The sequence below is a fragment of the Shewanella sp. 1180_01 genome (assembly GCF_052850535.1).
In genome coordinates this window covers 95,332-113,403 of record NZ_VXCT01000003.1, presented here as the reverse complement: position 1 = coordinate 113,403, position 18,072 = coordinate 95,332, and the positions used below count along the sequence as shown (strand labels likewise).

Below are 18,072 nucleotides of genomic sequence, written 5' to 3'. Positions count from 1 at the left end.
TTGATCTTTTCCACCTGAAGCAGTACTCTGCGGCCACTGGATTTCCCCATTCTGAGACTCGAATATGTCCAATACTCATGCGCAGGGCACAGTGGCTAACACTATCACGCAGAAGTTAACCGAAGGCTTCTCGCCGACGCACTTAGAAGTGATCAACGAAAGTAATCGTCACCATGTGCCACCGAATTCAGAAACCCATTTCAAAGTTGTGCTCGTGAGTGAGCAGTTTGATGGTTTACGTCTCTTGGCACGGCATCGATTGGTTAATACTCACTTAGCCCATGAGCTAGCCAATGGCGTGCATGCCTTGTCGATTCACACATTCACTCAAAGTGAATGGGATGCGAATGCACAAGTGCCTAATACGCCAAATTGTCGCGGTTAATCAAAAATTATTGCAGTTAATCAATAGACTAATTAATCCGCTCTACAAAGTTAATTAGTTTAGATCCCAAGGCCACTCCTCATCGAGTGGCTTTTTATTTTAGGTCAAACTAAGGTCATTTTCTGGTTTCTGTGCCCGAGTTTCTGGTTTCCCTATAGGCGTTTCTGTGTTAACAATATGTTCTATTTTAAGGGTTTGGGTGATGCGATTGCGGAGCTCTGTCCTGAGAGCATGTTCACGTCTGTTAGAACCATGGGCTCGTTTGATGTCAGGGAGAGTATTAAAAATGCGTAAGTTTGGGAGTGTACTCGTCTTAATGCTGCTGATGGGGCTGAGCGGTTGTAATCCCGCAGCCAGTGACGCGCAAAGCGTAGCCGTTTCCCATGCCGCAACGGATGACCCCCAAGCTATTCCCGCTATTGAATGGCGCCTTGCAACTTCTTGGCCGAAAAACTTCCCCGGTTTAGGCATGGCTCCTGAGCGTTTTGCCCATTTAGTCGATGAAATGTCTAACGGTCGGTTAAAGATCCAGGTTTATGGTGCGGGAGAATTGATGCCAGCGTTTGCCATCTTTGATGGCGTGAGTCAGGGAAAAATTCAAATGGCCCATGCCGCTTCTTATTACTGGAAAGGTAAGGCGCCCGCGGCGCAGTTTTTTTCATCGATTCCCTTTGGTATGACAGCGCAAGAAATGAACGGCTGGTTGCACTACGGCGGTGGCATGGCGTTGTGGGAAGAAGTGTATCGCCCCTTTGGCATCATTCCCCTCGCAGGTGGCAATACGGGCATGCAAATGGGCGGCTGGTTCAATAAACCGATTAATACCATTGCTGATTTTAAGGGACTGAAGATCCGCATGCCGGGCTTGGGCGGCGAAGTCTTAAAGCGTGTTGGCGCTATACCTGTGAATATGGCGGGGCGTGAACTCTATGGTGCGCTACAAACTGGCTCGATTGATGCGGCTGAGTGGGTGGGGCCATTGAACGACCTTGCTTTTGCTCTACATAAAGTGGCGAAGTACTACTATTACCCAGGTTGGCATGAGCCGGGTTCCAATATGGAGTTTTTGATGAATAAAGCTGCCTTCGAAAGTTTACCTCAAGATTTACAAGCCATAGTGAGAGTCGCGGCGAGAGCCATTAACCAAGATATGCTCGATGAATACACGACCCGCAATGTGACGGCCCTTGAAACCTTAGTGAATGATGAAGGGGTAGTGCTTAAAGCATTTCCACCGAAAGTGTTGTTGGAACTTGAGAAAATCTCTAAACAAGTGATTGAAGAACAAGCCAATCAAGATCCTTTAATGCGCAAAGTGTACGCCGCCTATCACGCCTACGAGCAAGGTGTGCGCCAGTATCATAAAATATCTGAGGATGCTTACAGCCAACAGCGTCAACACTAAATGCGTGCTGTTTTTAGCACTCACTGTCACATTAACACCTGATTTATATGAGATGATTTCATCTTAAATTATCTTGTTATCGGCGTAATTCATTTGGTGTTATGCTTGCAAGCCATAAATAGACAGTTACAGTGGCGTTGATGTCGCCCTGAGAATTTGGAGATCCCTATGCCATTACTTGATAGCTTTACCGTCGATCATACTCGAATGAATGCCCCTGCAGTTCGTGTTGCTAAGCACATGAGCACGCCAAAGGGCGATGCGATTACGGTATTTGATCTACGTTTTTGCGCACCGAATAAAGATATTCTCAGTGAGCGTGGTATTCACACTCTGGAGCATTTATTCGCTGGCTTTATGCGTGACCATTTAAATGGTAGCAATGTTGAGATCATCGATATTTCGCCAATGGGATGCCGTACCGGCTTTTATATGAGTTTGATTGGTGAGCCGACTGAGCGCCAAGTGGCCGATGCGTGGTTAGCTGCGATGGAAGATGTGCTTAAAGTGGTTGAGCAGTCTGAAATCCCTGAGCTGAACGAATACCAATGTGGTACGTATGAGATGCATTCATTAGAGCAGGCACAAGATATCGCCCGTAATATTATTGCGGCTGGCGTAAGTGTGAATCGCAATGATGATTTGAAATTAAGCGACGAAATTCTAGGTAATCTGTAACGGTTTGCACTCTTACTTGTGTAAGAGTGCCTAGCCATTAAATTCAGTTTCCTGAAGTTAATGAGAGAAAGCGACGAGAGTCGCTTTTTTTTTCAAACAAATTCAGCTATTTTACAAGTTAATAACAAAAACGCCGTACGCTAACAAAATTTTTGGGAGCTTGGTATGCCTAGTCGTTACTTCACAGTATCACTCTGTGCAATTTCTGTATCTCTTGCCTGTTCTAACACAACGTTCGCCGATGATTTCCACAGTCAAATGCTTGAACTGAATCAGCTCAATGACACATTCCACTCCACTGCTGACAGTTTAGCGTTAGGCCAGTTAACGGCTTTGACGGTTTTACCTGCGGATCTTAACGGAAATCCAGCAAGCATTAATATGCGCAGCGCGAGTCAAGGCGTGGCCGTATTGCAAGATAGAGTGTATTTCTCACCTGCGCCTTATTCTGCACCGCAATTACAACTATTACCCAATCTGCTGCAACAACAGAGTGTCACTGTCACGCCAATGGCGAATATGGTGGTTGGTGGGCAAGGGGCGTTTGGGGTGGTGAGTTATCAAACCTTACCTGTAGCCGAGCAAGCGGAAAACAGTAAGGTAACGCTCGAAGGCAATACGGATGCTGACTACAGTGTCGATGTGAATTGGGGCGTGAAGCAAAAAGAATACGGCATGATACTCGCGGTTAACTACAGCGATGGTAGCGGCGCCGAGCACTTGCTCAATGGCCAAGATACTGACCGTCAAACCACTGATATCTTATTTAAAATCAACGCTGCGAGTTTATTAGGTGCCAGAAGTCCGCAGGTGACTGAGTTTACCTACCAGTTCCTCGATGATGATAGCTATCGCTCCCAACTCGGCTTAACGCAGGCCGATTGGCAACAAGATCCTATGAGTTTGTATTCGGCCACGGCTGGAGATCAGTATCAAGGGCGACACCATAAGTATCAACTGTCACACCAAGTTGCGCTTAGTGGTGGGCATAAGGTCATCACGGACTTTTACTATCAATCCTATTCGCAGCAATTAAATCAACTCAATCAATTTGATGGGCAAATGCTCGATACCCAGAGTTTAGCTGCGCTGGCCGCATTTGAACGGCAGCCGACTGCTGATGGCGTCGCGGTCGCCTCCTTACAACAAGACAATGATTTCAGCTCCTTTGGGGTACAAACTGAGTCAGTGAATCAGTATGGTGCCCATCAAATTAGCTATAGCGCTCGTTATCATACGGATAAAGCCGAGATGCATCTTGGCGATCAGCAGAGTCTATGGCAACAGGACTTGAGTGTAGTGAGTGAAGCACCCAATGCGCTGTTGGCTTATACCGATGATGCGACCGCATTCACTTCGGCCATCGACTCCTTGTTTAATTGGGACGGATTGCAGCTCAAACTCGCGCTTGCCTATGAAAAAGTGGACGTCAATCGCGAGGTCAATCTAGCCTACGCCGGACTCGAAGCGGCGGATTTTTCTGATAGCGATTGGATGCCACAGCTTGGCGTTTTATATCATGCTGGAGATTGGCGCTTTAGTGCAGATATTCGACGCTCCTGGACCGCCGCGAGTGCGGGGAATCTTGAGCAAGAGGCACAAGTGTCGCTGCAATATCAAGTCAGCGCCCAATATGCCAGCGAGCATTTTAGTGCTGACATCAAAACCTACGTTCAAGATTTTGATAACCTGCATGTCAATTGCGATGCTTATAGCCAATGCGCCGACAGTCGTTTGTGGGTTCAAGGCAATGTCGTGGATGTGCAGACCAAAGGGGTTGAGCTGAATCTTGGCTATCAATGGGAACTGGGCAGTGTGCAGTTGCCTTTAGCTGTGAATTATCAGTATTCGAATGCTGAGTATCAAACTAATAGCTGCAACGAAATTCAAGGCTGCGTCGTGGCTGGCGATAGGGTGGCGTGGTTACCCGAGCAGCAGCTGCAGTTGAGTGCTGGAATGAAGTATGACGAATATGAACTGAACGCGAATGTCTTTTATCAATCGGAGCGCGAAATGGGCCAATTCGGCGCCCAATTACAGCCTGTCGCCGCACAATGGCGGGTAGATTTAGCGGCGAATTATCATTTTAACCGTCACCATGAGATTTATTTTCGGATAGAAAACCTCTTAGATGAGACATTAGTCACAACAGCATCAAATAGCGGAATTCGATCGGAAAATGGACGTATTAGCTATTTAGGTTATCAATGGCGCTTTTAAGTTGAATTTTATTTCGTTTGAATTTAAATCAATTGAAACAAATAAGATCGATTTAAGACGCGTTTAGTGGATGTTTCGACTTTTTGCTAAATTAAATCTTTAATTATTAATGCTATAGTACCCAGTGGCCGTAATATTCTCTCTTTCTGATCAGTCACTAGGTCGGAAGGTGAACGCCGTAGCGCATGATTCTTTTCAATCCGTATTTTAGGTTTGAAATCACCTATAATTTTCGTGGCGATGCCAAGTCAATTGGGGTAAAATGCGCGCGACCAGCGTGATTGCGATCGCATTTCTGTGATAAATCTGCGCTAGCTCAATGCAGTAGGTTTTGTTTAAAACCTAAGTATTTAGCAGGAACGCGGCGCATTGTCTTTCCTTCAAACGTAGTGCTTGTGGATATGATTACAATTAAGAAAGGATTGGAACTGCCTATAGCAGGCGGACCAGAGCAAGTTATCCATAATGGCCCAGCCATTAAACATGTAGCTACTTTGGGTGAAGAGTATATTGGCTTACGTCCAACGATGAAAATCAAAGTGGGCGATAAAGTACAAAAAGGCCAGGTTCTTTTTGAAGATAAGAAGAATTTAGGCGTTAAATATACGGCTTTAGCCAGTGGTACTATATTAGACATTAACCGGGGCGCCCAGCGTGTTCTGCAGTCTGTTGTCATTGCAGTGGAAGGAAACGAAAGCGTTGCCTTTGCTAAATATGATGCCACTGCACTCGATACGCTTGACTCGCAGTTAGTCCGTGACAATCTGATCGAATCAGGTTTATGGACAGCATTGCGTACTCGTCCTTTTAGCAAAGTTCCTGCTGTAGACTCTTCTGCTGCTGGTATTTTTGTAACCGCAATAGATACTCAACCTCTTGCCGCTGATCCCGTTGTGGTGATCCGTGAGCATAAAGAAGATTTTGCTAATGGTCTTAAGGTCTTAGCAAGACTTACTGACGGTAAAGTTTACCTTTGTAAAGCGCCTGGCGCTGATATTCCTGCCGCAAACGCACAAGTTGAAGAATTTGCTGGTGTGCACCCTGCAGGATTAGTCGGTACTCATATTCACTTCTTATTGTCTGCCTCTGCAAAACGTACCGTTTGGCATATTGGTTACCAAGATGTAATAGCAATTGGTCAGCTATTTACGACGGGTGAACTCAATACCGAACGTGTTATTGCGATCGCAGGCCCTAAAGCGGCTAAGCCAAGACTCGTACGCACTGTTGTGGGCGCGAGTATGACTGAATTAACCGCAGGTGAAGCCTTAGATGGTAATGTTCGTCTGATTTCAGGCTCTGTTCTGAATGGTCGTACAGCCGTTGGCCCACAAGGGTATTTAGGTCGTTACCATGTTCAAGTAAGTCTGTTAGAAGAAGGTACAGAGAAAGAGTTTTTAGGCTGGGTATTACCAGGCTCAGACAAATATTCTATCACTCGTGCATTCTTAGGACATCTTGCTCCTTCTCGTCTGTTCAGTATGACGACCAGTACAGGTGGTTCAGACCGCGCTATGGTGCCAATTGGTAACTATGAGCGTGTAATGCCATTGGACATTCTTCCTACTATGTTGTTGCGTGACTTGATTTCAGGTGACTTTGACGGTGCTGCTACTTTAGGCGCGTTAGAGTTAGATGAAGAAGATCTCGCACTGTGTACGTTCGTATGTCCAGGCAAGTATGACTACGGTTCATATCTGCGTGACTGTTTAGATACGATCGAGAGGGAAGGCTAATGAGCTTGAAAGATTTTTTCGAACGTATTGAACCCGACTTTGAAAAAGGCGGTAAATACGAAAAGTTTTATGCCCTATTCGAAGCGGCATACACAATTTTTTATACCCCAGGTAAAGTGAACAAGGGCAAAACCCACGTTCGCGATAACCTCGACCTAAAACGTATGATGATTACGGTTTGGGCTTGTGCTTTCCCAGCGATGTTCGTGGGTATGTACAACGTAGGTTTACAAGCTCAATTAGCTTTAGTGGCTGGCTTTGCTACCCCTGACGTATGGCAAGTGAGCTTGTTCAGCATGTTCGGTACCGAACTGACGGCAAACTCTGGCTGGCCTGCGCTAATGTGGTATGGCGCCTGTTTCTTCCTACCTATCTACGCGGTGACCTTCGCCGTCGGTGGTATCTGGGAAGTGCTGTTTGCCTCTATTCGTGGCCATGAAGTCAACGAAGGTTTCTTCGTTACCTCTATCCTGTTCGCTTTAACGCTGCCAGCAACTATCCCATTATGGATGGTGGCGCTGGGTATCACCTTCGGTGTGGTCGTGGCGAAAGAAGTATTCGGTGGTACAGGGCGTAACTTCTTAAACCCAGCGCTAGCGGGTCGTGCCTTCCTGTTCTTCGCTTATCCGTTGAACATGTCGGGTGATACCTCATGGGTTGTGGCTGACGGCTACTCAGGTGCGACTGCACTGAGCCAAGCAGCAGCGGGCACATTAGATTATGCAATCAACCAAAACTGGTGGGATTCGTTCTTCGGTTTCATTCCAGGTTCAGTGGGTGAAGTGTCTACATTAGCGATTCTGTTAGGTGGTTTGGTCATCATCTACACCCGTATCGCTTCATGGCGCATCGTTGGCGGTGTAATGGTCGGTATGATTGCCATTTCTACTCTGCTTAACTTTGTCGGTAGCGACACTAACCCAATGTTTGCAATGCCTTGGTACTGGCACTTAGTGTTAGGTGGTTTTGCGTTTGGCATGATGTTTATGGCGACAGACCCAGTGTCAGCGTCATTCACTAACCAAGCTAAATGGGCATACGGTATCTTGATCGGTGCAATGGCTGTGTTTATCCGCGTGATTAACCCTGCATTCCCTGAAGGCATGATGTTGGCAATTTTGTTTGCTAACTTGTTCGCGCCATTGTTCGACCACTTCGTGGTTCAGGCAAATATCAAGCGGAGGATTGCCCGTGGCTAGTAATAAAGATTCGTTCGGCAGAACCTTATTTATCGTCGTTGGCCTATGTCTAATTTGTGCGATATTTGTGTCTACTGCAGCAGTGTTACTGAGACCGACTCAAGCAGAAAATAAACTGCTCGATAAGCAAAAGTACATTCTGGAAGCCGCTGGTCTTATCGATACTAAAGCTGGCAAGGTCACCAAAGCGCAAATTCTGGATACTTACGGCAAACACATCGAAGCTAAATTGGTCGATTTAAAAACGGGTGCTTGGGTTGATGGTGTTAATGCTGACACTTTTGATCAACGTAAAGCGTCTCGTGATGTGAAAACCTCATTTGTACCTGAGAACGACATTGCTTCAGTGAAACGTGTAGCGGATAACGCTGTGGTTTATCTTGTTCGTGATGAACAAGGCAAATTAACGAGTGTGATCCTGCCAATCCATGGTTATGGCCTTTGGTCTACTATGTATGCCTTCCTTGCTATGGATGCTGATCTAAACACAGTGCAAAGCTTAGTCTACTATGAGCAAGGCGAAACGCCGGGCTTAGGTGGCGAAGTGCAAAATGCTCAGTGGAAAGCGAAATGGCATGGCAAAAAGTTATTTGATGAGCAAGGTAACATTGCTATCAGCGTAACTAAAAACCCAGCTGTTGCTAGCACTGAATACGGTGTAGACGCATTATCTGGCGCAACCTTAACGAGTAACGGTGTGCAACATTCACTGACATTCTGGTTAGGGAAAGAAGGTTTTGCGAGTTTCATTGAAAAAGCACGCAATGGAGGTCTCAACTAATGTCTGACGCTAAAGAACTGAAACAGGTTTTGACCGGACCTATAGTCAACAACAACCCGATTGCTTTACAAGTACTTGGTGTATGTAGTGCATTAGCGGTAACGAGCAAGCTCGAAACTGCACTGGTAATGGCGTTGGCGTTAACTGCGGTAACCGCGTTTTCGAACCTGTTTATCTCAATGATCCGTAATCATATTCCAAGCAGTGTGCGTATTATCGTACAGATGACCATTATTGCCTCTTTGGTAATCGTGGTTGACCAATTGCTGCAGGCTTATGCTTATCAGATCTCTAAGCAGCTGTCGGTATTCGTCGGCCTTATCATTACGAACTGTATCGTAATGGGGCGCGCCGAAGCCTACGCGATGAAAACACCGCCAATGATGAGCTTTATGGATGGTATCGGTAACGGTTTAGGTTACGGTGCAATTCTGTTAGCTGTTGGCTTCGTACGTGAACTGTTTGGTAACGGTTCTCTGTTCGGTGTTGAAATCCTGCACAAGATCTCTGATGGTGGCTGGTACCAACCAAACGGTCTGCTACTACTGCCTCCGAGTGCGTTCTTCCTGATCGGTGTTTTGATTTGGATTATTCGTACCTATAAGCCAGAGCAAGTTGAAGCAAAAGGGTAAGTGCGATGGAACATTATATTAGCCTGTTAATTCGCTCTGTTTTCATTGAAAACATGGCACTGGCCTTCTTCCTAGGTATGTGTACTTTCTTGGCTGTGTCTAAGAAAGTCACCACAGCCATGGGCCTAGGGATTGCGGTAGTTGTAGTGTTAACTATCTCTGTCCCAGCAAACCAAGTTATATATCAAGGGCTGCTAGCTCCTGGTGCACTTGCTTGGGCTGGCGCACCTGAAGCTGACTTAAGCTTCTTGAAATTCATTACCTTTATCGGTGTGATTGCGGCTTTGGTTCAAATTCTGGAAATGGCACTGGACAAGTACTTTCCACCTTTGTACAACGCATTAGGTATTTTCTTACCTTTGATCACAGTGAACTGCGCGATTTTTGGTGCGGTATCATTCATGGTTGAGCGTGACTACAAGTTAGGCGAGAGTGTGGTGTTTGGTTTCGGCTCAGGAGTGGGTTGGGCATTAGCTATCGTATTGATGGCCGGTATCCGTGAGAAGCTGAAGTATGCCGACGTGCCTAACGGCCTACGTGGTTTAGGGATTACCTTTATCACTGCTGGTTTGATGGCCTTAGGTTTCATGTCGTTTTCTGGTGTGTCTCTGTAAGAGACACATAACGGCTTCTTGAATTGGACCTTCTAAGGATAAGTTAATGGATATTCTTGGTATTTTTAAATCTACTCCGCTCGAGGTTTACCTCGGTGTGAGTATGTTTACTGCTATTGTCCTCATCTTGGTATTAGTGATTTTATTCGCTAAGTCTAAGTTAGTGGCTAGTGGTGACATCACGATCGGCATTAATGACGATCCTGAAAAAGCGATTACAACCGGTGCGGGCGGTAAGTTGTTAGGCGTTTTGGCTAACAGCGGTATCTTCGTATCGAGTGCGTGTGGTGGCGGTGGCTCATGTGGCCAATGCCGCGTGGTGATTAAGTCTGGCGGCGGCGATATTCTGCCCACGGAACTTGACCACATCAGCAAAGGTGATGCCCGTAAAGGTTGTCGTCTTTCTTGTCAGGTTAACGTTAAGAACGATATGGAAATCGAGCTTGACGAAGAAATCTTCGGTATCAAGAAATGGGAATGTGAAGTTATCTCTAACGATAACAAAGCCACTTTCATTAAAGAACTGAAGCTGCAAATCCCTGATGGCGAATCTGTACCATTCCGTGCTGGCGGTTATATTCAAATCGAAGCACCTGCTCACCATGTTAAATATGCAGATTTCGATGTACCTGCACAATACCGTGGCGACTGGGAACACTTCGGTTTCTTCAATCTTGAATCTAAGGTTGATGAAGAAACTATCCGTGCATACTCAATGGCTAACTACCCAGAAGAGTTCGGTATTATTATGCTGAACGTGCGTATTGCTACGCCTCCACCACGTAACCTGACTCTGCCTTGCGGTAAGATGTCATCTTACATTTGGAGCTTAAAAGCTGGCGATAAAGTGACAATTTCTGGCCCATTCGGTGAATTCTTCGCGAAAGATACCGATGCAGAAATGGTGTTTATCGGCGGTGGTGCGGGTATGGCGCCAATGCGTTCGCACATCTTCGACCAACTGAAGCGTCTTCACTCTAAACGTAAGATGAGCTTCTGGTACGGTGCACGTTCTAAACGTGAAATGTTCTACGTAGAAGATTTCGACGGCCTTGCGGCTGAGAATGATAACTTCGTATGGCATGTGGCACTTTCAGATCCTCAACCAGAGGATAACTGGGATGGTTACACAGGTTTTATTCATAACGTATTGTATGAAAACTATCTGAAAAACCATGATGCACCAGAAGATTGTGAGTTCTACATGTGTGGACCTCCAATGATGAACGCTGCCGTAATTGGCATGTTGAAAAATCTTGGTGTCGAAGACGAAAACATCTTGTTGGATGACTTCGGCGGCTAATGTTCATTAGTCCTAGATAGAAAAGTTGCAGATGTTGAGGATAATCTCTCATCTGCAACTTTTGCATTTAAGGGCCCAAATAAGAGTAGTAGGTCACTATGTTTCAGACCTTAAAGATCAATACCTCAGCACTAAAGCATTCATTTAACTGGCTAGTCCTCGTAGGGCTGGCCTTTTTTGTTTCAGCCTGCTCAAAGCAGAACGAGGTCATTTCATTAGCGGGCAGCACTATGGGGACGACTTATCACATTAAAGTCGTGCCGAATGAGCAGATGCCGACGGCGCAATTACTTCAAGCGGAAATTGATTTAGCCCTTGAGCTAGTCAATGATCAGATGTCGACCTATCGCCCTGATTCAGAATTATCCCGTTTCAACCAGTTGCCATTGGAGCAAAGTGTTGAAGTCTCACCGGATACCATCAAAGTGGTGCAAGAGGGAGTACGCTTATATCAAGTGACGGATAAGGCACTTGATATTACCTTAGGTCCTTTAGTTAACCTGTGGGGATTTGGGCCAGATAAGCGTCCAACAAAGGTCCCGAGTCAGGCCGATATAGATGCGGCAAAAGCCAAAACCGGTATTAGTGAACTTTCCATTGAAGGTAACCGTCTAACTAAGCACAACGCCCATTTATACGTAGACCTATCGTCGATTGCCAAAGGGTTTGGCGTTGATAAAGTGGCTTCCATTCTTGATAAATACCACGCGACTGGGTATTTAGTTGAAATTGGTGGTGAGCTCAGCATTAAAGGTGCTAAAGGCGATGGTAGCTCTTGGCGCGTTGCCATAGAGCAACCAACCGATGACGGTTCTGAAGCCGTACAGCAGGTTATCTCACCAGGTACTATGGCGATGGCGACCTCGGGCGATTATCGTAATTATTATGAGGAAGACGGCCAACGTTTTACCCATATAATTGATCCGCGTACCGGTTTGCCGATAAATCATAAGCTAGCATCCGTGACCGTATTGCATCAAAATTGTATGACGGCCGACGGTTTTGCAACGGCTATGATGGTTTTGGGCACAGAAGCATCATTGGAGCTTGCCAAGAAGGAACACTTGGCGATAATGCTTATCGAAAAGCAAGGCGACGGATTTAAGGTCTACTATAGCGACGCCTTCAAGCCTTTCCTTATTTAGTTTTTGGAGTAAACCATGACCTCTTTTATCGCGGCATTTGTGATTTTGTTATTATTCTTTTTGCTCATGTCGATTGGTTATCTCATCAAGCGCAAAGCCGTTGAAGGAAGTTGTGGCGGTTTAGGTGTTCTAGGGATTGAGAAAGCGTGCGATTGTGATGACCCTTGTGACAAACGTAAACGTCGTATGGCCGCTGAAGAAGCGCGCCGTGAGAAGTTAACCAAAGACCGTATTATCTAACATTCTCTACATCGTCTGTTTTGACAATAGCCTCCCATCTGGAGGCTATTTTTTTGCCTGAAACTTATCAGCCTAGACGATTCACTTAAATTTATCCTTGGGATATGAGGGAGATAGCGCGCTAATCTAAGCGGAAATGATAATGGTTGTTATCATTAAGTAGGTGAATTATAAAGATAATTTGAGTTGGCTGCTGAATTGTACTAGGCTAGAAGCTTGATTTAGATCAATCTTTTCACGCTTACCAAGGATAGTAACTTATGAAAGGTCATCCTAAAGTGGTTGGGCAACTGAATCGGGTGCTTACCTGTGAGTTGACCGCCATCAATCAATATTTTCTCCATGCCCGCATGTTTAAGCACTGGGGCCTTGAGAAGCTAAATCACGTCGAATACAAAAAATCCATCCAAGATATGAAGCACGCCGATAAGCTCATCGAGCGCGTACTGTTTTTGGAAGGCCTGCCAAATTTGCAGCAACTCGAGAAACTTCGTATTGGTGAACATAGCCAAGAAATGCTCGACTGCGATCTGGCCATGGTGCAAGAGCAGCTTACATTGCTGCGTGATGCCATTAGCCTGTGTGAAGCCGAGCAAGACTATGTGAGCCGCGATCTGCTGGAAGACATTCTCGAAGACGAGGAAGAGCATTTAGATTGGCTCGAGTCGCAGCAAGAGCTCATTTCGCTAACCGGTATTCAAAATTATCTTCAATCGCAAATTAGCGACCAATAGGAGCGGGATATGAAAGGCGATAAAGACGTCATCGATGCGTTAAATCGACTCCTAACGGGAGAACTCTCGGCAATGGATCAATATTTTGTCCATGCCCATATGTACGAAGATTGGGGCTTGAATGAACTCTATGAGCGCATCGCCCATGAGTCTGATGATGAAAAAGCCCATGCGGCCAAATTAGTACAGCGTATTTTATTCCTTGAAGGAACGCCTAATGTTGCCGCCCGTGAGGCGTTGAACATAGGTAAAGATGTGGAAGAGATGCTGCATAATGATCTTGCCTACGAGTACAAGGTCGCGGACGATTTGCGCCAAGTGATTGCCCTGTGTGAGCAGAAGCAAGATTACCAGACCCGCGAAATCCTCGAAGTGTTACTCGATGATACTGAGTCTGACCACATGTATTGGCTCGAAAAACAACTCGGGCTGATCGGCCGTGTCGGGCTGCAAAACTACCTGCAAACTAAGATGTAATCGCTAAATCAAGATCAGCGAGGCTAACTCGCTGATCTTATTTCTACCGCTTCCTATTTTTTGAATCCCTATATAGTCTATCTGACTGTAAAACTTTGCCTCTACAAACTCATCCTCTGCAAAATATCTTAAATTTAGCGAATCCTGTTATAAAGCTAATGTCCTTTCTTTACAAATACTTATTTACGTTTTTTATGGTGATTTCATCTGTTGTTAACAGGTAAAAATTGTTACCGTGTAAAACTATTTTTGCGAGCCATATTGTTAACTTGTTGGCCAGCCAGACGGGAAGATTGATGGGATATATGAAACGTTCTCTAAGTTTGCAGTTAGTGGTGACTATCGTTGGAGCGCTTGCTGTACTGCTTACCTTAGTCGCCGCTTTGTTGGTAACGAAAGAAAGTGATAACACGCGAAAGCAAGTCGATGCGGATATTTCGGCGTTAGTTGCCTTAAAAGCCAATGAGATCAGCGGCTACTTTATTGCTAAGGGCCAAGTGATCCATTCAGTATTTGCCGAGCCGGGTTTAGTCAAATGGTTTACTCAGTATCACGCCCGTGGCAGTCATCTCGCGGCTGATCGCCAGTATCAAGACATTATTGGTTACTTTAAGTCTTTCTCCGATCGCGATAGCGATGTTAAGTCGGTGTTTTTTGGCTCGGCCAATACCTTCGAGTACTTTGACCTTAATGGCCGCTTCGATGGCGATCCTGATTACTACACCAACAAACGACCTTGGTGGCAGGAAGCGATCGATCAAGCCGGGCTCTTTGTTGGCGATCCAGCGGTCGATGCGAACGATGGTTCAATTTCTGCCACGGTTAAAACCCCCGTTTATGCGGCGAATGGCGAGCTGATTGGTATCGGCGGCATGGATATCTTGATTGATACTATTGGAAAATCCCTGCTGGCACCGATTAAATACCGTGATTTCGGCCAAGCTTTCTTAATGACAGACGAAGGCAAGCTAGTGTATTTCCCTGGTTTTTCCGATCGTTTCCCGCCGGGTTCCTTGGCGAATCAAGTGGATACTCAGTTTAAGGATACCTCAGGGTTTTCGGCATTAAGACAACAGATGCAAAGGGAAGCGCAAGGGTTTGCTAACGTTACTTTTAATGGCGTGCCCCAACGGGTGAGCTTTGTGACTGTGGGCGGCGATTATCCCAAACAAAAGTGGCACTTAGCCTTTATGTTGCCTCACGAAGTGATTGAAGCACCAGTGACCGCTGCGTTCTGGAATGCCAGTATGGTTGCCATAGGCATCATGCTGCTAATGGGCGTGACGGTATGGTTGATGTTGCTACCCTTTAGACGTCAACTCGCTAAGTTATTGGATGCGATGGAAGATATCGCCGAAGGTGACAGTGATTTATCAAAACGTATTCTAATGGATCGAGAAGATGAGTTAGGCAAACTTGGCGATGCTTTTAACCGCTTTGCCGAGAAAGTGCAGCATATGTTGTTGGATACGCGCAGCTTAACCCAAGAGGTAGGCACGGGTGTTGTCGATGCGCGGCAAATCTGCGACTTAGCCGTGTCGTCGGTCTCATCGCAAAAGCAGCAGATAGATTCGGTTGCTACCGCCGCGACTCAAATGGCGCAAACCAGTCAAGAAATGGCTGTCAGTGCCCAGAGGGCGAATGATTTTGCTCAGAAGGCGCAAACTCAAGCCCACGATGGTACACAGATTGTTTCCCGTGCGACCGAAGGGATGAAAGCGCTGTCGCAGCAAGTGATCGCCGCGGCGAAAGTGATTAAACACTTACGTAATAGCTCAGAGCAAATCGGTGAAGTCTTGAGCGTGATCCGTAACATTGCCGAACAAACCAATCTATTGGCATTGAATGCGGCGATTGAAGCGGCGCGTGCGGGTGAGCAAGGCCGCGGCTTTGCTGTGGTGGCAGACGAAGTGCGCACGCTGGCATCCCGTACCCAAGATTCTACCGCTAACATTCAAGGTATTATTCACACCTTGCAACAAAGCGCATTGCAGGCCGAGCAAGTGATGGAATCGGGCGTTGAGCAAGCGAAAGCGGGGCAAGAGTTAACGACTCAGGTCGAAGCGGCACTGAATGATATTGCCACGGCGATTATGTCAATCCAACAGCAAACGGTTGAAATAACCGTAGCAATCGATCAGCAAGCCGTGGCGGCCGAGGAAGTGGCGCTCAATGTCGATAATGTGCGGGGGTTGTCGGATCAGTCTTTGCTTTCGAGTCAGGACTTGTCGCAAAGCTTGCAAGGCTTTGAAGATATGACCCGCGCACTTACTCGCAATATCGGCCAATTTAAGATTTAAGCCTGAGTTGGTCAGTGAACTATTCGCTCACTGACCATCAGCTCAATCACGGCATCACTCATAGTGCACTCACAAAAGGAGCTTAGGCTCCTTTTAATTTTAGGTTTCCCGCCCGATCCCCGCTAAATTGATGACGAACACTTGATTACTGTTTTTATATACAGTATTTTGGCGTTGGAGGAATTCAACGTGCGAAAAATTATTCACATCGATATGGACTGCTATTTTGCGGCAGTGGAAATGCGCGACTTTCCCGAATACCGTGGCAAGCCTTTAGCCGTGGGCGGCAGCAGCGACCGTCGTGGTGTTATTAGCACTTGCAGTTACGAGGCACGTAAATTCGGTGTGCGTTCAGCGATGGCAACCGCTTATGCCTTTAAGTTGTGTCCCGATCTCATTTTGGTTCCTGGGCGGATGCAGGTTTATAAAGATGTGTCGCTGCAAATTCGTGAAATTTTCTCCCGCTATACCCCATTGATTGAGCCGCTTTCTTTAGATGAAGCCTATTTAGACGTGAGTGAGTGCCAACAATATAAGGGCTCGGCGACCTTGATTGCGCAGGCCATTCGCCACGATATCTTAGCCGAAACGGGGTTAACCGCTTCGGCAGGCATAGCACCAGTGAAGTTTTTGGCTAAGGTTGCCTCGGATCTGAATAAGCCAAACGGCCAATATGTGATTACCCCAGAGACACTCCCTGATTTTGTTAAAACCTTATCGCTGCGTAAAATTCCCGGTGTCGGCAAAGTCACCGCCGAAAAGCTCTCCTCGCTTGGGCTCAATACCTGTGGTGATGTGCAAACCTATTCTAAACCTGAGTTATTGGCGCGATTCGGCAAGTTTGGTGGCGTCTTGATTGAGCGTTCCCAAGGCATCGATGAGCGGGGCATTTCCGCTGACAGGGAGCGTAAATCAGTCGGTGTTGAAACTACGCTGGCGAAGGATATTTATAACCTAGAGCAGTGCCAACAAGTGATGCCAGGATTGATCCAAGAATTAGCCCTACGTTTGAGCCGCAGCGCTAAGGAGCGCAAAATTCACAAGCAAGTGGTCAAGCTCAAGTTTAATGATTTCAAGCAAACCACTATCGAGCATCGCAGCGATGAAGTCTCGATTGTAATGTTTTATGATCTACTCGCACAGGCGATGGCAAGGCAAGAGGGGCGCGGCATTCGCTTATTAGGTATTTCGGTGGGCCTCGCCGATTCTATCCTCGCAGTGCCCGAAATCCCAAATGCCCAGACTCAGCTTGATTTAGCGCTCTAGCTGTTTACTGAGTCGATAAGCCGCAGACTCATACCTGAATGGCTCAATAAGCCTCGGGTGGATTCGCCAACATAAAATCAATTAACAGTCTGACCCGCAAGGGTAAATTGTCCCGATCGCGATACATCAAGTAGGCGGTGCGCGGAATACCTTGCCATTCTGGCAGTATTTGAACGAGCTTGCCGCTTTGTATCTGTTCACTCGCCATGCTGATGGGCAATAGTCCAATACCGAGTCCCGCCACCACAGCCTGACTGGCGATCGCCATATCATCGACGGCTAATTTGATGTTACCTCTTGGCTCAAACTCGAAATCTTGCCCTGTGATATTGTGCTGTAAGCGCCATGTTTTTACGGGCTTTGCGATGATAACTGGATGTTGTTCGAGTGCTTCTATGGCTTGCAGTGCATGCCACTGGGTTGCCGATGTGCTGGCGCAAAGTACAAAGCTAATCGTGGTGAGCGGCCTTGCAATCCAATCGGGATCTTTAGGTTCACCCACTCGAAAGGCAATATCGATAGCGTTTTCACTGACATCGATATTCATGTTCGACAGGCTTAAATCGATGTCGATATTGGGATAATGCCGTTGGAAGGCGTTGAGTGATTCACCTAGCCAGCGATAGGTTGTATTGATGGGCGCCGAGATCCGCAGTTTGCCAACCGCTTGATGTTTATCCGCATGCAACTCACCAGATACCTGGTTTAACTCGATAAACAGCGGGCCGCAGCGTTCGAGATAACGCTGACCTGTGGCGGTAAGGTTGACTCTATGGGCGTCTCTGTGCAGTAAACGCAGGCCTAATGATTGCTCTAACAGATTGATTCGACGACTTAAGGTCGAAGGTGGAATGCCTAAGTGTTGCGCCGCGAGCTTAAAGCTCCCTTGTTGTGCCACCACCCAAAATAGGCGCATATCGTCTAAGGAATAATTAAGTTTCATATTTGGAATTTAAG

General features: G+C 46.5%; 17 protein-coding genes. 16 read left to right on the top strand and 1 reads right to left on the bottom strand.

Annotated elements, in window-relative coordinates; all coding sequences use genetic code 11:
• Window positions 1–64 precede the first annotated feature (64 nt).
• The 16 genes from FW758_RS03735 (at window position 65) to dinB (ending at window position 17,115) form a co-directional block, all read left to right on the top strand.
• Window positions 65–385, top strand: a complete 321-nt coding sequence (locus FW758_RS03735; protein WP_006080458.1) for a BolA family protein — start codon at window positions 65–67, stop codon at window positions 383–385.
• 286 nt (window positions 386–671) lie between these two features.
• Window positions 672–1,790 (top strand): TRAP transporter substrate-binding protein, encoded by a 1,119-nt coding sequence (locus FW758_RS03730; protein WP_446444666.1) that lies wholly within the window; start codon window positions 672–674, stop codon window positions 1,788–1,790.
• Window positions 1,791–1,958: 168 nt separating this feature from the next.
• Entirely contained in the window at window positions 1,959–2,468 is a 510-nt protein-coding gene (luxS, locus tag FW758_RS03725) for an S-ribosylhomocysteine lyase (protein WP_006080460.1), read from the top strand.
• A gap of 165 nt (window positions 2,469–2,633) precedes the next feature.
• On the top strand, window positions 2,634–4,688 hold the full coding sequence (locus FW758_RS03720; protein WP_446444665.1) for a TonB-dependent receptor domain-containing protein: 2,055 nt from the start codon (window positions 2,634–2,636) through the stop codon (window positions 4,686–4,688).
• Between the two features lie 401 nt (window positions 4,689–5,089).
• A complete protein-coding gene (locus FW758_RS03715; protein ID WP_006083937.1) occupies window positions 5,090–6,424 on the top strand; it encodes a Na(+)-translocating NADH-quinone reductase subunit A in 1,335 nt (444 codons plus the stop codon).
• Entirely contained in the window at window positions 6,424–7,623 is a 1,200-nt protein-coding gene (locus tag FW758_RS03710) for an NADH:ubiquinone reductase (Na(+)-transporting) subunit B (protein ID WP_006083936.1), read from the top strand. The genes FW758_RS03715 and FW758_RS03710 overlap by 1 nt, the downstream gene beginning before the upstream one ends.
• Window positions 7,616–8,404 (top strand): Na(+)-translocating NADH-quinone reductase subunit C, encoded by a 789-nt coding sequence (locus tag FW758_RS03705; protein WP_220590973.1) that lies wholly within the window; start codon window positions 7,616–7,618, stop codon window positions 8,402–8,404. Before FW758_RS03710 ends, FW758_RS03705 begins: the two co-directional genes overlap by 8 nt.
• Window positions 8,404–9,036, top strand: a complete 633-nt coding sequence (locus FW758_RS03700) for an NADH:ubiquinone reductase (Na(+)-transporting) subunit D (RefSeq protein WP_006080467.1) — start codon at window positions 8,404–8,406, stop codon at window positions 9,034–9,036. Before FW758_RS03705 ends, FW758_RS03700 begins: the two co-directional genes overlap by 1 nt.
• A 5-nt stretch (window positions 9,037–9,041) precedes the next feature.
• A complete protein-coding gene (gene nqrE, locus FW758_RS03695) occupies window positions 9,042–9,650 on the top strand; it encodes an NADH:ubiquinone reductase (Na(+)-transporting) subunit E (RefSeq protein WP_006080469.1) in 609 nt (202 codons plus the stop codon).
• A gap of 46 nt (window positions 9,651–9,696) precedes the next feature.
• Window positions 9,697–10,953, top strand: coding sequence for an NADH:ubiquinone reductase (Na(+)-transporting) subunit F (gene nqrF, locus FW758_RS03690; RefSeq protein WP_006083934.1), 1,257 nt, complete (start codon window positions 9,697–9,699; stop codon window positions 10,951–10,953).
• Between the two features lie 98 nt (window positions 10,954–11,051).
• Window positions 11,052–12,098, top strand: coding sequence for an FAD:protein FMN transferase (locus FW758_RS03685; protein WP_006080472.1), 1,047 nt, complete (start codon window positions 11,052–11,054; stop codon window positions 12,096–12,098).
• A gap of 15 nt (window positions 12,099–12,113) precedes the next feature.
• Window positions 12,114–12,338: a (Na+)-NQR maturation NqrM gene (gene nqrM, locus FW758_RS03680; protein ID WP_006080474.1), complete on the top strand. Its 225-nt coding sequence runs from the start codon at window positions 12,114–12,116 to the stop codon at window positions 12,336–12,338.
• A gap of 260 nt (window positions 12,339–12,598) precedes the next feature.
• The gene (gene bfr / locus FW758_RS03675) at window positions 12,599–13,072 is read left to right on the top strand and encodes a bacterioferritin (RefSeq protein ID WP_126492618.1); all 474 of its coding nucleotides are present in this window, start codon (window positions 12,599–12,601) and stop codon (window positions 13,070–13,072) included.
• Window positions 13,073–13,081: 9 nt separating this feature from the next.
• Window positions 13,082–13,549 carry a bacterioferritin gene (gene bfr / locus FW758_RS03670; RefSeq protein WP_446444664.1) on the top strand — a complete coding sequence of 156 codons (468 nt, stop codon included), beginning with the start codon at window positions 13,082–13,084 and terminating at the stop codon, window positions 13,547–13,549.
• A 296-nt stretch (window positions 13,550–13,845) separates the two neighbouring features.
• A complete protein-coding gene (locus FW758_RS03665; RefSeq protein ID WP_446444663.1) occupies window positions 13,846–15,849 on the top strand; it encodes a methyl-accepting chemotaxis protein in 2,004 nt (667 codons plus the stop codon).
• A gap of 189 nt (window positions 15,850–16,038) precedes the next feature.
• Complete coding sequence (gene dinB, locus FW758_RS03660) at window positions 16,039–17,115, top strand: DNA polymerase IV (RefSeq protein WP_446444662.1); 1,077 nt, start codon at window positions 16,039–16,041, stop codon at window positions 17,113–17,115.
• A gap of 43 nt (window positions 17,116–17,158) precedes the next feature.
• Here dinB and FW758_RS03655 read toward each other — a convergent pair whose 3' ends face one another.
• Window positions 17,159–18,058, bottom strand: a complete 900-nt coding sequence (locus FW758_RS03655; protein ID WP_115334012.1) for a LysR family transcriptional regulator — start codon at window positions 18,056–18,058, stop codon at window positions 17,159–17,161.
• Between the last annotated feature and the right edge of the window lie 14 nt (window positions 18,059–18,072).

What these genes read in the sequence shown, in the direction of transcription:
- FW758_RS03735 (WP_006080458.1), top strand. Translation starts at nt 65, where the DNA reads ATGTCCAATACTCATGCGCAGGGCACAGTGGCTAACACTATCACGCAG.
- FW758_RS03730 (WP_446444666.1), top strand. Translation starts at nt 672, where the DNA reads ATGCGTAAGTTTGGGAGTGTACTCGTCTTAATGCTGCTGATGGGGCTG.
- luxS (WP_006080460.1), top strand. Translation starts at nt 1,959, where the DNA reads ATGCCATTACTTGATAGCTTTACCGTCGATCATACTCGAATGAATGCC.
- FW758_RS03720 (WP_446444665.1), top strand. Translation starts at nt 2,634, where the DNA reads ATGCCTAGTCGTTACTTCACAGTATCACTCTGTGCAATTTCTGTATCT.
- FW758_RS03715 (WP_006083937.1), top strand. Translation starts at nt 5,090, where the DNA reads ATGATTACAATTAAGAAAGGATTGGAACTGCCTATAGCAGGCGGACCA.
- FW758_RS03710 (WP_006083936.1), top strand. Translation starts at nt 6,424, where the DNA reads ATGAGCTTGAAAGATTTTTTCGAACGTATTGAACCCGACTTTGAAAAA.
- FW758_RS03700 (WP_006080467.1), top strand. Translation starts at nt 8,404, where the DNA reads ATGTCTGACGCTAAAGAACTGAAACAGGTTTTGACCGGACCTATAGTC.
- nqrE (WP_006080469.1), top strand. Translation starts at nt 9,042, where the DNA reads ATGGAACATTATATTAGCCTGTTAATTCGCTCTGTTTTCATTGAAAAC.
- nqrF (WP_006083934.1), top strand. Translation starts at nt 9,697, where the DNA reads ATGGATATTCTTGGTATTTTTAAATCTACTCCGCTCGAGGTTTACCTC.
- FW758_RS03685 (WP_006080472.1), top strand. Translation starts at nt 11,052, where the DNA reads ATGTTTCAGACCTTAAAGATCAATACCTCAGCACTAAAGCATTCATTT.
- nqrM (WP_006080474.1), top strand. Translation starts at nt 12,114, where the DNA reads ATGACCTCTTTTATCGCGGCATTTGTGATTTTGTTATTATTCTTTTTG.
- bfr (WP_126492618.1), top strand. Translation starts at nt 12,599, where the DNA reads ATGAAAGGTCATCCTAAAGTGGTTGGGCAACTGAATCGGGTGCTTACC.
- bfr (WP_446444664.1), top strand. Translation starts at nt 13,082, where the DNA reads ATGAAAGGCGATAAAGACGTCATCGATGCGTTAAATCGACTCCTAACG.
- FW758_RS03665 (WP_446444663.1), top strand. Translation starts at nt 13,846, where the DNA reads ATGGGATATATGAAACGTTCTCTAAGTTTGCAGTTAGTGGTGACTATC.
- FW758_RS03655 (WP_115334012.1), bottom strand. Translation starts at nt 18,058, where the DNA reads ATGAAACTTAATTATTCCTTAGACGATATGCGCCTATTTTGGGTGGTG.